Source organism: bacterium (genome assembly GCA_018814885.1).
Taxonomy (GTDB): Bacteria; Krumholzibacteriota; Krumholzibacteriia; order LZORAL124-64-63; family LZORAL124-64-63; genus JAHIYU01.
The window spans coordinates 1-15,240 of sequence record JAHIYU010000122.1 but is presented as its reverse complement, the minus strand read 5'-3'; the positions used below and the strand labels follow the sequence as shown (position 1 = coordinate 15,240).

General features: G+C 64.8%; 13 protein-coding genes. All 13 read right to left on the bottom strand.

The features are described 5' to 3' along the window. Positions 1–9 precede the first annotated feature (9 nt). Positions 10–462: an NAD(P)H-dependent oxidoreductase subunit E gene (locus KJ554_08375; GenBank protein MBU0742345.1), complete on the bottom strand. Its 453-nt coding sequence runs from the start codon at positions 460–462 to the stop codon at positions 10–12. 11 nt (positions 463–473) lie between these two features. Then, the gene (locus KJ554_08370; protein MBU0742344.1) at positions 474–1,262 is read right to left on the bottom strand and encodes a hydrogenase iron-sulfur subunit; all 789 of its coding nucleotides are present in this window, start codon (positions 1,260–1,262) and stop codon (positions 474–476) included. After that, the gene (locus tag KJ554_08365) at positions 1,259–4,351 is read right to left on the bottom strand and encodes a CoB--CoM heterodisulfide reductase iron-sulfur subunit A family protein (GenBank protein MBU0742343.1); all 3,093 of its coding nucleotides are present in this window, start codon (positions 4,349–4,351) and stop codon (positions 1,259–1,261) included. Before KJ554_08365 ends, KJ554_08370 begins: the two co-directional genes overlap by 4 nt. A gap of 29 nt (positions 4,352–4,380) precedes the next feature. Then, positions 4,381–5,571: a (Fe-S)-binding protein gene (locus tag KJ554_08360; protein MBU0742342.1), complete on the bottom strand. Its 1,191-nt coding sequence runs from the start codon at positions 5,569–5,571 to the stop codon at positions 4,381–4,383. A 26-nt stretch (positions 5,572–5,597) separates the two neighbouring features. Further along, a complete protein-coding gene (locus tag KJ554_08355; protein ID MBU0742341.1) occupies positions 5,598–6,143 on the bottom strand; it encodes a (4Fe-4S)-binding protein in 546 nt (181 codons plus the stop codon). Further along, the gene (locus KJ554_08350) at positions 6,143–8,152 is read right to left on the bottom strand and encodes an aldehyde dehydrogenase (GenBank protein ID MBU0742340.1); all 2,010 of its coding nucleotides are present in this window, start codon (positions 8,150–8,152) and stop codon (positions 6,143–6,145) included. Before KJ554_08350 ends, KJ554_08355 begins: the two co-directional genes overlap by 1 nt. After that, positions 8,149–8,784, bottom strand: coding sequence for a TetR/AcrR family transcriptional regulator (locus KJ554_08345; GenBank protein ID MBU0742339.1), 636 nt, complete (start codon positions 8,782–8,784; stop codon positions 8,149–8,151). The genes KJ554_08350 and KJ554_08345 overlap by 4 nt, the downstream gene beginning before the upstream one ends. An 80-nt stretch (positions 8,785–8,864) precedes the next feature. After that, the gene (locus tag KJ554_08340; protein MBU0742338.1) at positions 8,865–9,458 is read right to left on the bottom strand and encodes a hypothetical protein; all 594 of its coding nucleotides are present in this window, start codon (positions 9,456–9,458) and stop codon (positions 8,865–8,867) included. Between the two features lie 125 nt (positions 9,459–9,583). Continuing rightward, the gene (locus KJ554_08335) at positions 9,584–10,030 is read right to left on the bottom strand and encodes a hypothetical protein (protein MBU0742337.1); all 447 of its coding nucleotides are present in this window, start codon (positions 10,028–10,030) and stop codon (positions 9,584–9,586) included. A gap of 307 nt (positions 10,031–10,337) precedes the next feature. Continuing rightward, entirely contained in the window at positions 10,338–12,737 is a 2,400-nt protein-coding gene (locus KJ554_08330; GenBank protein ID MBU0742336.1) for a choice-of-anchor D domain-containing protein, read from the bottom strand. A gap of 447 nt (positions 12,738–13,184) precedes the next feature. Next, positions 13,185–13,664 carry a hypothetical protein gene (locus KJ554_08325; protein MBU0742335.1) on the bottom strand — a complete coding sequence of 160 codons (480 nt, stop codon included), beginning with the start codon at positions 13,662–13,664 and terminating at the stop codon, positions 13,185–13,187. Continuing rightward, the gene (locus KJ554_08320; GenBank protein MBU0742334.1) at positions 13,661–14,944 is read right to left on the bottom strand and encodes a thiolase family protein; all 1,284 of its coding nucleotides are present in this window, start codon (positions 14,942–14,944) and stop codon (positions 13,661–13,663) included. Before KJ554_08320 ends, KJ554_08325 begins: the two co-directional genes overlap by 4 nt. Before the next feature lie 13 nt (positions 14,945–14,957). Continuing rightward, positions 14,958–15,240 (bottom strand): hypothetical protein (locus KJ554_08315; GenBank protein ID MBU0742333.1); only part of this gene is annotated, 283 nt, incomplete at its 5' end.

The following is a 15,240-nucleotide window of genomic DNA, read 5'->3' as shown; positions in this document are numbered from 1 at the left end:
GGGTTTCCTCTACTCGTAGCTCTTCAGCACGTCTGCCGTTTTCGCGGTCGACACGTTGCCGTGGGTCTTGCCGTCGATCTCGATCACCGGTCCCAGTGCGCAGCAGCCGAGGCAGTTGACGGTCTCCAGGCTGAACTTCAGGTCCATGTCCGTCTCGCCGGGCTCGAGGCCGGTCAGATCCTGCACCGCGTCCAGGACCCGCGGCGCGCCCCGGACGTGACAGGCGGTGCCCAGGCAGATGTGGACCTGGTGACGGCCCTTCGGGACCAGGCTGAACGCCTTGTAGAAGGTGGTGATGTGCTGCACCGTCGAAAGCGGGACCTCCAGCCGTTCGCTGATCCGCTCCAGGGCTTCCCTGGGCAGCCAGTGTATCTCGCCCTGGATATCAAGCAGCACCTGGATCAGCGAGCTGGCTTCGCTCTGGTGTCCATCGATGATCTGATCGACGCGATCGCGATCCATGACTGCTTCTGTCAATCCGCTGCCTGCCTTGTTTCTCCTGCGAGGGCGTAACGCTTCTGGTCGAGGTCGTACCGGACCAGGCTCCGCCGCGAGGAGTCGTTCATGTGTCTGGAGACGTCGGACGGATTCAGGCCCAGCCGCTCGGAGATCTCCCGGGTGGAGAGAGGTCTCTCCTCCAGCAGCATCAGGATCTGGCTGACGGCGAGCTTGTCGGCGATCAGGTCGTGCAGCAGCCGATCCGTCGCGTCACTCCCGTAGAGCGCCCGGTACACCTCCTCCGACCTCACCGGAACACGCAGCTTCTCCCGTTCCACCAGCTTCACGTAGGGGATCAGGCGGCTCAGGGCATCGAGCTTCAGCTTCAGGTCGGGGGCGTCGATCCCCTCTCCCTGGCCGAGCGGTCCGAGCTCCCGCAGCTGCGCGGCGAAGTCGCTCATGATCTCGGCGAAACGGCTCCCCTCAGCGGCGGAGATCCACTCCAGCCGCAGCCGGCCGGGGTACACCCCGATCTGCCGCATGAGATTCTTGCACAGGTGCATGTTGCCCAGTGCGTCGAAGTTTCCTTCGGTCTCGTAGTGGCATTCGCCCGGCCGGCAGCCGCCGATGATCACCCCATCGGCTCCGCCCCGGAACGCGCGGAGCACGAAGGCCAGGTCCACCCGACCCGTGCACATCAGGCGGATGATCCGAATCTCCGGTGCATAGCTTTGTCTGGTCACGCCAGACAGATCCGCAGCGGAGTATGCTCACCAGTTGCAAAGGAATGCGACGATCCTCTGCGTGTGCCCGAGTCCTGTCATGTTCCCACCTCCGTGGTAGCTCCGGGGTTTCTCGATTCGTTCCCGGTCTTCTCGCCCGTCGAGCTCCGTGAGCCCGAAAGCGCCGCGTCGATCTGGTCCGCGATCTCCTCGTTGGTGTAGTGCTTCAGGACGATGGCGTCGGTCGGGCACTTGGCGCAACAGAGGCCGTCCCCCTTGCAGAGGGCTGGATTCACCTCGGCTTTCTTGCCCGCCTGTGTCTCGCGCCAGTGGATCGCGTCGTAGCTGCAGGCCGTGAGGCACGCCCCGCAGGATATGCAGTCCTGTTCCTCGACCTCGCAGACGGCCCCCGAGGCGGTGACCGTCTCATGGGAGAGGAGCGTGACGGCCCGGCCGGCCGCGCCGTAGGCCTGGCTGATCGTCTCCGCGAGGTGCTTGGGGTAGTGACTGGCCCCGCACATGAAGACGCCGTCCGCGGCGAAGTCAACCGGCCGCAGCTTCACGTGGGCTTCCTGGAAGAAACCGTCCGGGTTCACGGGTACCTTGAAGAGCCGGGTGACTTCCGGGGTGCCGGCCGAGGGGACCACGGCGGCCGACAGGACCACGAGGTCGGCGTCGATGGCCAGCTGCTGACCCAGGATGGGGTCGGGCACGGTGACCCGCAGGACGGGCTTGCCCTCATTGTCCTGGGCGGTCTCCACATCGGGCCTGCGTTGCGGCTCCCAGCGGACGAAAACGACGCCCCTGTCGGCCGCCTCGCGGTATCGGTCCTCGCTGAAGCCGTAGGTCCGCATGTCCCGGAACAGGATGTAGACATCCAGCCCGGGGCGCCTCGTCTTGAGCGAGAGGGCGTTCTTGATGGCCTGGCTGCAACAGATCCGGGCGCAGTAGTCCCGGCCCTTTTGCCGGCAACCGACGCACTGGATCATCACCAGGCTCCGCGCGGCCGCGAGCGCTTCGTCACCCTCGTGGATCCGCTCCTCCAGTTCGAGCTGGGTCCACACCCTCTCGTCCTCGCCGTAGAGGTACTCGGTGGGCTTGTGCTCGTCGGCTCCGGTGGCGAGGATGGCGGCGCCGTGGCGGATCGTCTTGACCCGACCCTCCGCTTCCAGCGTGGTGACGAAGCTGCCCACGTACCCCGACACGTCGGTGATGGTCGCCTCGTGGGACACGTGGACGAGGGGGTGCTCGTAGACCCGGCGAATCAGGTTGCTCAGGTAGGCCCGGACGTCCAGCCCCTCCAGGGTGGTACGGATCCGTCGCGCCATGCCGCCCAGGTCCTTCTGCTTCTCCACCAGGTGGACCTCGAAACCCTGTTCGGCGAGACCCAGCGCGGCGGTCATCCCGGCCACGCCACCGCCGACGACGAGGGTCGTCTTGTCGACGGGCAGCTGGAACTCCTCGAGCGGCTCCAGGCCTATGGTCCGGGCCACCGACATGCGCACGATGTCCTTGGCCTTCGCGGTGGCTTCCTCCTTCTGCTTGGAGTGCACCCATGAGCAGTGCTCACGGATGTTGGCCATGTCGAAGAAGTACTGGTTGATCCCGCCTTCCCGCAGCGTGTCCCGGAACAGCGGTTCGTGAGTCCGGGGGGTGCAGGCGGCCACCACCACGCGGTTTAGCCCCTTGTCGCGGATCGTGTCCGCGATATGCTCGGCCGCGTCCGTGGAACAGATGAAGAGGCCCTCCTCGGCGTGTTCGACATGGTCCAGGGTCTTCGCGTACTCGACCAGCGAAGGAATGTCCACCACGCGCCCGATGTTCGCGCCGCAGTGGCAGGCGAAGACGCCGACCTTGACCTCCTCTCCGGAGACATCCCGTTCCTCGGGGTACACCCTTTCCTCGTCCAGCTTGCCTCGCCTGGTCTTCAGCAATGCCCCCGCCAGGGCGTTGGTCCCGCTGGCGCTCATCACCGATTCGGGGATGTCGACAGGCCCCCGGAAGGCGCCGCAGACGAACACACCCGGGCGGGTGGTCTTGATGGGATTGCGCGGATCGGTCTTGCAGAACCCGTGCCCGTCGAGCTCGATGCCGAACTGCTCCGCCAGCCGCTCGACATCGGCGGGCGGGCCCAGCCCCACGCCCAGGACCACCAGATCGAATTCCTGTTCCTTCACGCCGTCGGTGTCGGTGGCGTACCGGATCGTCACGTTCTTCGTATCCGGGATCTCGCGACCGACATCCACGTAGCTGCGGATGAACTCGATCCCGGGGAGGTTTGCTGCCCGCTGATAGAAGCGCTCGAAGTCCTTGCCGAAGGAGCGGATGTCGTTGTGGAAGATGACCGCCTCGATATCGGCGTCGTGATCCTTGGTCAGGATCACCTGCTTCTGGATGTAGGAGCAGCAGACCGATGAACAGTAGCTGTGGCCGCCCTCGAGAATCTGTCTCGAGCCGACGCAGTGGATCCAGGCGATCTTCTTGGGGTGCTTCTTGTCTGAAGGGCGCAGGATCTCACCTTCGTGCGGTCCGGTGGCGCACAGGAGCCGTTCGAAGTCCAGGCTGGTCACCACGTTCTCGAGCTTCCCGTAGCCGTAGTCTCCCCGCAGCCTGGGATCGAACACCCCGTAGCCCGGAGACAGGACGATCGCCCCCACCTTCACGACCATCTTCTCGGGCTTCTGATGCAGGTCGATGGCGTTGTTCTTGCAGACGCTTTCGCAGATGGTGCACCTCCCGTCCTCCAGGAAGCGGCAACGTTCATCGATGTAGGGGACGAGCGGAACGGCCTGGGAGAAGTGGATGTGGATGGCCTTGTTGTCGGACAACTCCTGGTTGAACAGGTCGGGGACCAGGATCGGGCAGTACTCGGCACAGACCGTGCAGCCCGTGCAGAGATCCTCATCGACGTATCGGGGCTTCCTGGTCATGGCGACCTCGAAGTCGCCCGCCCGGCCTTCGACGTTGTCGATCTCCGTGTAGGTCAGGATCTCGATGTTGGGGTGCCGGTCACATTCGATGAACTTCGGCGACTCGATGCACATCGAACAGTCGTTGGTGGGGAAGGTCTTGTCGAGCTGGGCCATCTTCCCGCCGATGGTCGGCGCCTTCTCGACCATGCAGACCTTGAAGCCCGACGAGGCGAGATCGAGCGCGGCCTGGATGCCGCTGATACCGCCGCCGACGACCATGACATCTCCGAAGCCGTTCTTGGGGGTGCTCACGGCGTCTCCTCGCTTCCCGCGAGCGACTCCAGGACGACCTCGGTGAGGTCCATGATCTGCAAGGCTTCCTCGTCCGACAGCGTTTCATCGGTCAGAAGGGAAAGCCTGCTCTCCTCGAAGTTGCTGATGCAGTAGGGGCACGAAGTGACCAGCACTTCTGCGCCGACCTCCTTCGCCTGAGCCAATCTGAGGTTGCCGAATCTCTCGTCCTTGTCCGTGTGCATCCAGATCCGACCGCCCCCTCCGCCGCAACATAGGCTTTTCTGCCGGGAATCGGGCATCTCCACCAGCTCCAGGCCGGACAGCTTCTTCAGCACGTCCCTCGGCTGGTCGAAGAGGCCGTTGTGTCGCCCCAGGTAGCATGGGTCGTGATAGGTGACCCTCTTCTCGAACCGCCCGTCGAGCTCGAGTCGTCCCTGTTCGACCAGCTCGTTCAGGTACTGGGAGATGTGAACGACCTCGAGGTTCATCATGAACTCGGAGTACTCGTTCTTGAAAGTGTGGTAGCAGTGGGGGGAGGACACGAGGATCCTCTTCACCCCATGGTCGATGAAGGCCTTGATGTTCTCCCTGGCCAGGGTCTTGAACTTCGCCTCATCGCCCGCCTTGCGGATGCTCTCGCCGCAGCAGCTCTCCCGGGTGCCCAGGATCCCGAAATCCACGCCTGCCCTGTCGAGGATCCTGGCGGTGGCGACCGCCACCTTCATGTTGCGCGGGTCATAGCTGTAGTAGCACCCCACGAAGTAGAGGATCTCCATCCCCTCGGTGAACGGCCTGACGGAAAGACCGCTCGCCCAGGCCGTCCGCTTGTCTCTCGCTTCGCCCAGGGGATTGCCGTCGCTGGCGAGGCTCGCGCCGGCGGCGGGCACGGTCTTCGCAGAGCCGGAGAACACGCCATAGGCCGCGGCGATCCTGCGCATCGCGACACCCACCTCGATCTGCCCGACGCCCCGGGGGCACACCGACGGGCAGTAACCGCAGGTCGTGCAGCGCCAGATGTCGTCGAGTTCGATCTCCGGCAAACCAAGGGCGGCCTGCCGGACGATCCTGCGCATGCTGAAGTCCGTAACCCTGTTCCAGGGGCAGACGACATCGCATTTCCCGCACTGATAGCAGAACTTGAAGGATTCCCCACCGGCCTTCATGATCTCCTGGACGATTTCCGCGAGGGGGCTGACCGTCTCCACGATGTTCACCGATCTCCAATTGGCGATTAGGGCCTGTTCGACATCCGGTCGACGGCGTCGATCACCTTCGACCAGCCATGCTTGTTGGCCAGAGCCTCCAGCCCGGCGTCGATCTCCCCGGGGGCTTCCTCTTCCTCTTCTTCCGCTTCCACTTCCCGCACCTCGAAGGTCAGCGCACCCGACAGACACCACTGGACGCACATCGGCTCTGCGAGCGACGGATCGGATTCGCACATGTCGCACTTCAGCGGGAGACCGGAGTCCGGTTCCTTGAAGATGTCACGGGACGGACAGGAGGCCCGGCAGAAGGTGCACTCCTCGTATTCCTTCCCGTCGATCGTGTACTGGTCCCTGCCCGCGCACTCGGCGGCCGTGTACTCGCCCGCATACACCGGCACGTAGATGTCCGACAGGGGATCGCAGATCACGCGGATACGGGATCTCGCCGGATTGTTGCTGCTGAATCGCGGTGAAGAGTGAAAAGCGGAGCAGATCACCTCGCAGCCCCGGCAGCCGTTGCACTTGCTCACGTCGATCTTGATCTTCTTGATGGTCTTCTTCTTCGGGGCCATCACGATCCGCCTCCATCTTCGGAGGCCGTTCGGGGTGGGACCCCGTCGTTCTCCGTCAGGATGCCCCGCCGCCGGAAGTCCTCGGCCACGTAGTCCAGATCCAGGTCGTGCAGGGACTCGCCGGTGGGAATACCCTCGCGGTTCCAGCCCTTGAACTCGTAGTAGGTGTCCAGCAGGTTCTCCTCGAGTTCTGGGAACCGCCTCTTCCAGTGGTCCGCCGGGGGCGCCTCGTCCGCCCGCCGCATGCCCCTGCGGATGTTGAGGGCCCTGACCAGGTCCCGGTTCCGCTTCGTGATGCGGGTCAGGGAGTCCTCGTCAAGTTCGAGCCCGGATCCCGCCGAGATCAGCGAGGGCAGGTTGTGGATGTGGAACGGCGGCTTGTAGGGGAAGGACGACAGCCCGGCGCACATCCCGGTGCTGTCGTCGATGTAGTGCATCTTCTCCTGCCAGTTCACGATCTCGCAGCTCGCCTCGGCGGTCGGATAGTTGGGAATCGAGTTGTCGCCGCGGAGCTCCCAGTCCTCGAACCACTTCTTGAAGCGCTCGTCCGGGACGTGGGGCCAGTTCTCGGTGAAGTCCTCCCGCTCTTCCCTCGTCGGGAACGGCGCCTGGGGGAAGTTGCCCTCGATCTGGGTGATGTTGGCCTTCTCGCCGGTGCAGTACATCAGGAAGTACATCTGGTTCAGCATGCCCAGCTTGAGCGGCAGCTGCTCGGTCTTCTTGATGTTGTTGTGCGCGTATTCCTGCGCGCCGTTGCCGATCCTCTCGGCGGCCCAGTAGGTGCCGTCGGCCAGGATGTCGCCGATGCCCTCCCGCCGGACGATCCTGTCGAGCAGCCAGTAGAACCGGCCCTCGTTGTCCAGGGGCATGCCCGGGAAATCCTCGTCCTTGAGGATGCCGGCTTCCAGCAGCTCGAGGGCGAAGGCCATCGTCTGCGGCGCCGAGAAGGCGTCCACGCCGTGTTCGGTGGCCTTCTGGGCGATGCGCAGGCCGAAGTCCAGGTTCGAGAACGCGCCCATGGTGTAGGTGAGCTTGGAGAAGCACTTCATCATGTACGAGCACATCCGCGTGTCGACGGAGATGGCGGCGCCGCACTTCATCGGGCAGTTGTAGCAGCTCAGGAGCCGGGTCCGCATGGACTCCATCGTGTTCGTCCACTGCTCGCTGACCTCCTCGGTCCAGAAGCCCTTGCGGCGGACGCGGGCGTTGCCCCAGGCGAAGTTCTCGGTGTGCCACTTCTCGTCGTCGATGGCCATCTCCTGCGGGGAGCCGAGGCCGGCCAGGATGGGCATCACGCCCGGGATCGGGTTCTTTTCCCGGTGCTGGATGTACGCCAGCGACTCGTTGCAGAGCTCCATGAACTCGGCGGGGTGCGCGATGTGGATGTCCCCGGTTCCGAGCACGGCGACCGCCTTGAGGTTCTTGTCCCCCATCACGGCGCCCATGCCGAGTCGGCTGGCGCTGGATCTGCCCTGCTCGATGGAAGCGAAGAAGACCCGGTTCTCGCCGGCCAGACCGATGGAAGAGACCGCGGCGTTCGGTTGGCCCAGCTCCTGGCGGATGACCTCGGCACTCTCGAGGGTACCCAGACCCATCAGATGCTTCGCGTCCCGCAGTTCCACCTTGTCGTCATGGATCCACAGGAAGACCGGCGTGGGGGACTTGCCGCTCAGGACCACCTTGTCGTACCCGGCGCGCTTCAGCTCGGGGCCGAAGAACCCGCCCATCATCGAGAACCCGAACAGTCGGGTCTGCGGAGAGATGGAAGATACGACGGTGCGGTTGCAGCTGGGAGCGGGCGTTCCCACCAGCAGTCCGGTGCCGAATACGAGCAGGTTTTCCGGATCGAAGTGCCCGACCTCGGGGGGGACCCGATCCCAGAACAGCTTGGCGTTGGTGCCCAACCCTCCGAGATGAAGCTCGGTGAGCTGCGGGTCCGTGGCCACCCGCTCGATGTTTCCCCGGGTCAGATCGATTTCCAGATCGAATCCCGTCTCTGCGTATCTCATTCGTTTCCTCCGCTGTCATCGTTGGAGGCGGAAGCGGTATACCCATCCAGAAAGAGGGCGGTCTGCTGCGCGGCGAGATCGTCGAGGCTCACCCGGGTTCGCTCGGCGTCGTACCACTGATAGAACCAGTTGAGCATGCCGAACAGGTTCGCCGTGGCGAGCCACGATCGGAGGGGGGCGTCACGTCGTGGTCGGAGCTCCTTGACGAGATCGTGAACGGCTTCGAAGTAGGAACGCCGACGATCGTGGACCTCGTCGTAGGCTTTGCCGTCGAGGGTCTCGAGCTCGCGGGCACAGATCCTGAGCTCGGGCATGTTCTCGCCGAAATGGCGGACGTGATTGCGAACGACCGCACCGAGGCGCTGTCGCGGATCGACGATCCCTTCGAGGCTGTTCTGCAGGCCCCGGAGCAACGAATCGAAGGTGTGGAGCTGGATCGAGTAGAGAAGCTCTTCCTTGCTCGCAATGTAGTGGTAGATCCCGGCGAGGCTGGACTGGGCCTCCGCCGCGACACGCCTCATCGAGGCCTTGTCGTAACCCACCGAACTGAAGACCCGTGCCGCCGCAGTCAGAACTTGAAGCCGCTTCCTGTCGTAGGCGGGAGGTCGCTGGCGTGTGGTTTCGAGGGGCATCATCGACTCCCGTTCGAACGTCCGTTCGAAATAGGTATCGACAGGAAACTAGACGGTTTTAGGGACAATGTCAAGAGGGATCAGCCGGCGAAGGGCCCGAGCACCCAGAGCGCCAGACAGGCCGTCACCGCCGTGGCCAGAGCCGTACGCGGGTGGCCTGCTGCCTGCCGCGCCAGCAGGCAGCCGAGCCAGAGGCCGACAGGGACGACGATCAGGGCGGCGAACGCGCTTGGACTTCCCGGATACAGCGTGTACTCGCCGATCCGCTCGAGCCCGCCTTCGGCCCAATCCTTGTACTTGAAGATCCAGACCATCGAGGTGGCGAAGAGAAAACTGCTCAAATAAGCGCTGATCGCTCCCGTGAGGGCCGCGCGGAGGAACGCTCCGCGATCGTCTCGCCACAGGAGCGTGGCCGCGAGGTCGAAGGCGACGCTCAGCAGGGCGATGCCCATCAGGTGACAGAAGAACGGTGGGGCGTTGACCGACTTGAAGAGCACGGCGATCGCGGCCATGGCGGTCGAGGAGCCGGGGCGGTTCACCAGGGCCCGGGCCGCGGCGAGCAGGAGCAGGGCCACGACCGTGAGCCGGATCGTCTCGCCGCCGATCAACTCGCTCAGTCCCCAGGCCGAGGCCAGCAGGACCAGGCAGACCAGGCGCCAGCGGGTATTCGTCACCGGTCCGCTCCGGTCCGCGGATTCGGGAAGGGGCCGATGGAGATGCATGGTTCCCTCCTCGTTGGTCTTGACGCCAGTCTCCAGGCCGGAGTTCTACCACGGATCCCGGCTCGTGCGCACCGTATTCAGCCCCTGGTCTCCGCCGCCTTGATCCGTCCCCGTCCCCAGACGAGGTAGTAGCGGAAGTTCGCCGTGGCGTGGCTGGAAATCACGGAGCAGAACGCGACCGCAGCGGTCACCCAGACGACCGCCGCGCCGAACTTGGGCGCGCAGGCGAGCAGGACGAGCTTCGAGACCGTCACCAGGCCGCGCAGCTGCAGCAGGAAACCGCCGCTCTCGTACAGGTCCAGGCAGACCATCGCGAGACCGGAGAGCAGGGCGGCCAGGAACCAGGGCCCGCGGGTCTCGGGATCGATTTCAAACACGAGGGCGCCGAGGTAGATGCCGGCGAAGACCACGTGGGTCGAGCGGGCGATCATCTTGGCCCAGCGCTGCCCGGCGTAGCGTCGCGGCTCCGGGGGGATCAGAGTCCGGAAGAAACGTCCGCTGTGGATGTATTCCGGCTGCTTCATCCGGGTGTGCCTCCCGACCAGTCTCCGAACCTGTCACGGCCCGGCCTGTTTCACGGCCGGTGCCGGGCCGGTCCGCAGGGTCGTGTATTCTCGATCGCACCCGACAGGCGAAATCGCTTTCAAATTAATAGGATTATGCAAATCGAACATATGTTCGAAGCCCATGATAGCGAAGCAGTGGGACACTGTCAAATGGAATGAAGATCGTAATGCTCGCTTCCTGGCGCTTCTGGGTCCTTTCGTCCGGGTGAGGTCGGCCCCGACCCCACCCGGTGGCGAAACCTTGCCGTTCGAGATGGGGCCGACGTCAGCGCACCAGCACCATCCTCAGTGTCAGGATCTCGCCTGGCGCGACCAGGCGGCAGAGGAACATGCCGCTCGGCAGTCCTCGTCCGTCCTGCGCGTTCGGGCTCCAGTGGGCCTCGTATCGGCCCGCTTCCCGATATCCGTTCGCGAGCGTGCTCACGCACCTGCCGAACACGTCGTAGACGTCGAGTTGCACGTGACCGGCGGTCGGAATCGAGTACTCGATCAGCGTGGTCGGATTGAAGGGGTTCGGCCGATTGCGGAGCGTTGCTTTTTCGGGAAACGAGGGCATCGGGTCGAGCACCTCCGTCCCTGGAGGTACAGCCGTCCCTGTACACATCACGTCACTGCACAGCGCCTCCCCGAGGCTCACGAGACATTCGTGCGAACCCTCCTCGGTTGGCTCGTAGCGCACAGTCACCGTCAGCATGTCTCCTGGGTCCAGTAAATAGGGGCCCTCTCCTTGGATGATCTGGAAGTGGTCGCACGACTCGGTGATCGTGCCGCTGAGCTGAACGCCGCTACAGCTGCGTATCGTGAAATCCAGGTCGGTGGCGTTGCCGACCGTGTGAGTATGGAAGTCGAGGTCCGTCGCGGAGACCCCGCATTGACACGGCGAGCTCCCGTTGAGATATACATTGCACATATCCGTTCCCGTCGTCACGGTGTCGTGGTGCGAGCCTTCCGACAGTGGTTCGAAACGGACGGTGACCACGAGCGAGCCTCCCGGCTCGATACTGAACGGCCCCTCGCCGTCGACGATCCAGAAGTCGCCTGCCGGCAGGGCTACGTTGCCGTCCAGGGGCGTGTAGCCGATGTTGCGGATCGTGAAGGTGGTGTCCGCATAACTGCAGGTTTCTTCGAAGTTGAAGACTGAAGGTTCGACAACGCACTGGGATGCCCCGTAACCCTTGCACCCCACGTCGGAGCACAGATCCAGCCCCGTTTCGATCGTACCCTCGTACCATCCGATGTCGGGCGGCTGGAAACGCACCGTCACCGTGAGCGAGTTGCCCGGAAGTATGCTGAACGGGCCCTCGCCCGCTACGATCTCGAACTCCGGACTGTCCGAGGAGACCAACCCGTCAAGCTGCGCGTCGGCGTAGTCGTTGCGGATCTCGAAGCTCTCGTCCCGACTCGTCGACACCAAGACATCATCGAAGTCGATCCGTGCCGGGGAGACGACGCATTCCGAGGTAACGACCTTTGCGAGGAAGAAATCGGCGACCCAAGTGCCGATGTAGGTGGTGTAACCCGTCACGGCGTAGCCCCCGTCGGAGGTGACCGTATGCGCGTAGCCCCGCTGCGCATCGGGGATCCTGTAGTCCCAGACCGGCCCCCCCCATTCGTCGATGACGAGCAGCCAGGCCGATGGCCAGTCCTCCCCGGCCAGTGAATAACCGCCTTCGGGGGTGGGGGCCAAGGAGTTCACCCACTTGCCTTCGTAACCGGCGTAGGTCGAGTCCCACGCGACTATCCCCTGCCCTGGGGTTTCGAGCACGCGGGGGTAGTGTGATTCGATCACACCCCCGGCATTAATGATTACGTTTCCGGACAGCACGTAGCCGCGGGTCGGGTGCACGGCGAGCCCCGTAAGATTCGAGCCGTAGGCGGCGGGGTAGGTCGCGTCCCAGTTCAGGTTCCCGTTGAGGTCCACTTGGGCGAGCCAGCAGTTACCTTTCCCTGACTCGTCGACGACCGTGCCGCCGACTGCGAGATTCCCATGATCGTGGGCCACGATCATGGCACGCCCTTCCAAGACCTGCGTGAACTTCGTGCTCCACTGAGTGTTGCCCGAGTCGTCGAGCTCGAAGAGCCAGGGCACGCCGTAGCCGACGCCAGCAACCCCGCCGTCGGCCTCGGCGGCGACGATCACGTTGTTCCCACTCGTCACGATGACGTGGTTCGCCTCGTCTCGACCCGTTCCGCCGTAGGTGGATTCGTAGATCGCCTGACCGAACGAGTCCACTCGGACTACCCAGGCGTCGTAAAGAATCTCACCCGGGACATCGCGGTAACCGACCGCCACGTAGCCTCCCGAGCTCTCCACCTCGACCACCGACCGGAAGCGGTCGATGTCCGGACCGCCGTAGGTCTGGCTCCACTCGGTGTTCCCGTCCGCATCGACCTTTACCAGCCACCCGTCGGAACTCCCGTTGCCGAACGACTCCGTATCGCCAGCCATGAGAAAGCTGCCGTCTGAGGTCTCGATGACCGATTTGCACCAATCACCTTGGGAACCTCCGTAGGCGTACACCCAGTCCGTCCAGGGGAGCTCGTCGGCGAGGACCGAACCGCCCGCCGCGGCGGCGAGGAGCATCGTAACCAGGCTCAGTGCGAGGGTGCGCTGGAAAGGGGCGGACCAGGTGTCCACTCTACAGGTACTTCCGAGCCTTCTCATGTCATTGCCTCCTCGGTTCTGGCGGGTGCGGCTTCCGGGCGATATCCGAGAGAGTGTCACGAAGCGCATTTCTATATCTGTATGACGACGCCGGAGCAGGTCCGACGGTGAAACGATGTGAGATCTGTATCGGGGTACTGAGGATTCAACCACCGAGTCCGCTCCCTTCGTGACCGAGTGAGCTTGATTCTACATGTGCTGATATCTCGCTGTCAATTCGCCGGGGTCCCCAGAGATACGTTGAGCGCCGAAAACAAGCATTCATGGGGGCGATTCAAGGCCGCGGGCACGCAAACCCACTCGATGACCTTCGGGCGGTTACCAACGCTCCCGTTTCGATCGCCACGCTTGTTGGAGGAATCTCTCAGGCTGGACCGCTCGTTCTTGTCAAAACAACGGCGCCTGGGTCGGCGGCATCGTGACCTGGATTCATCACGGTACACCGACCTACCAGCCCCAGTCACCCTCGATGGACATCCGGTCGCGCAGTCGCTGGGCCGCCTCGCCGTACTCGCGGATCGAGTCGCCGTCGTAGACGAAGGTGGCCCGCTCGTCGCAGACGCGGCTGAACAGGACCTTGGCGGGGTGCTGGTCAGGCTTCTCGTTGTCGGCCATCTCCAGCTCGCTGAAGTGGTCCATCTGCTTGCTGGTCAGGGACTCGGAGCACACCGGGCAGTGGAACTCGACGATGTCGCCGGCCTCGACCCGGCTGCAGAAACCCTTGTCGCAGATCAGCTGGTAGTCGCCGAGCTTCGAGCTCATGAGCACCAGTCCCCGCTGTCCCTCGAAGACGGCGGCCAGGATCACGCGGACGTTCGGATTCAGGACAGCGTGGCAGTGGGGGCAGCAGTAGTCCAGGGACATGATCGGCGACCTTTCGCTGGGACCGTAACGGGCGTCGGCGTGGCCCGGCACCGGGACGGTCATGACAGGGACTCGATGATCAGTGCGTTGCCCTGGCCACCGCCGATGCACATGGTCACCAGGCCGTACCGCTCCTTCTTGCGGCGCAGGGCGTAGGCGCAGGTCAACGTCAGGACCGCGCCGGTGGCCCCGAGGGGGTGTCCCATGGCGATGGCGTTGCCCATGGGGTTTACCTTCCCGGGATCGATGCCCATCTCCTCGAAATCCTTGATGCAGGCCAGGGCCTGGGGCGCGAAGGCCTCGTTCAATTCGATGTGGTCGATGTCGCGGCCCGTGAGGCCGGCCTGCGCCAGCGCGATCCGCGAGGCGGGCACGGGGCCCCAGCCCATGATCTGCGGGTCGCAGGCGGCGGTGCCCAGGCCCACGACGCGGGCCAGGGGCTTCAGGCCGTGCCGCTCGGCGTCCGACTCGAAACACAGGGCCATGGCCGCGGCGCCGTCGACCACGGCGCTGGCGTTGCCGGCGGTGATGATGCCGCCCATCTCGAAGGCGGCGCGCAGGCGGGCCATCTTGGCCAGGCTGATGCCGTCCATGATGTGGGTGTCGTGGCGCACGACGGTGTCGGGGGCGCCCCCGGTGCCGGGCACTGTGACGGGGGCGATCTCCTCGTCGAACCAGCCGGCGTCGCGGGCGGCCCTGGCGTTCATGTGCGAGCGGTAGCCGAACTCGTCGGCCTGCTCGCGGGTGATGCCGTAGCGGCGGCCCAGCTCCTCGGCGGTGTTGGCCATGGCCATCGCAGCGCCCGGATCGTAGAGGCCCATCAGCAGGCTGTCCTGCAGCTGCGTGCCGCGGGGCAGTCCCTGCGGGTCCGCCGGGCCGTACTTCTGCACGGCCTCGCCCACCTTCCTGCCGCGCAGGTTGTAGACGCTGAACGGGTACTGCATGCTCTCGGCGCCGCCGACGACCAGGAACGGGCGCTCGCGGTCGTGGCGCACGCCGGCCAGCAGGTGCTCGACGCCCACGGCCAGCGACTCGACGCCGCTGCCGCAGATCCGCGCCACGGTCAAGGCGGGCACGTCGTCCCCGAGTCCGCCGCGCCACTTCATGCCCTGGGCGGCGTAGATGCTGTCGCGGTGGCTGTGCGACGCCATGCCCATGATCACGTGGCCGACCAGGCGCTTGTCCACGGGTGTGTGCTCGAGCGTCGCCGCGATGGCGAGGCCGCCGAGGGCGGTGGTCGAGAAGCGGCTGAAGAGCCCCGGTTCGTTGTTGTCGATCAGGATGTCGGCCCGCGGGGTGCGACGGGCGCCGTCGAGGATGACGATGGCTCGGTCCTTGGTCATGCGCATCTCCCGTCTACTCGTGCATGAACACCGCGGGCACCCGGGGTCCGTTCTGGATGAAGTTGGTCATGCCGATGCCGTAGTCGACCGTCCGCTTGCAGCGGGCGAAGCCCTGGGCCTCGGTCTCCAGGCCCTTCTGCAGGTCCTGCCGCAGGCCCGCGAGCACCACGTCCGACAGGATGCGGTCGATGGCCAGCGAGCGGTGGACGATGTCCACTGCCGGCAGCTGCGCCGGCACGGCCATCGGCGCGGGGTCGAGCGGGACGATCGCGCCGCCCCCGGACAGGTGGCGGCGG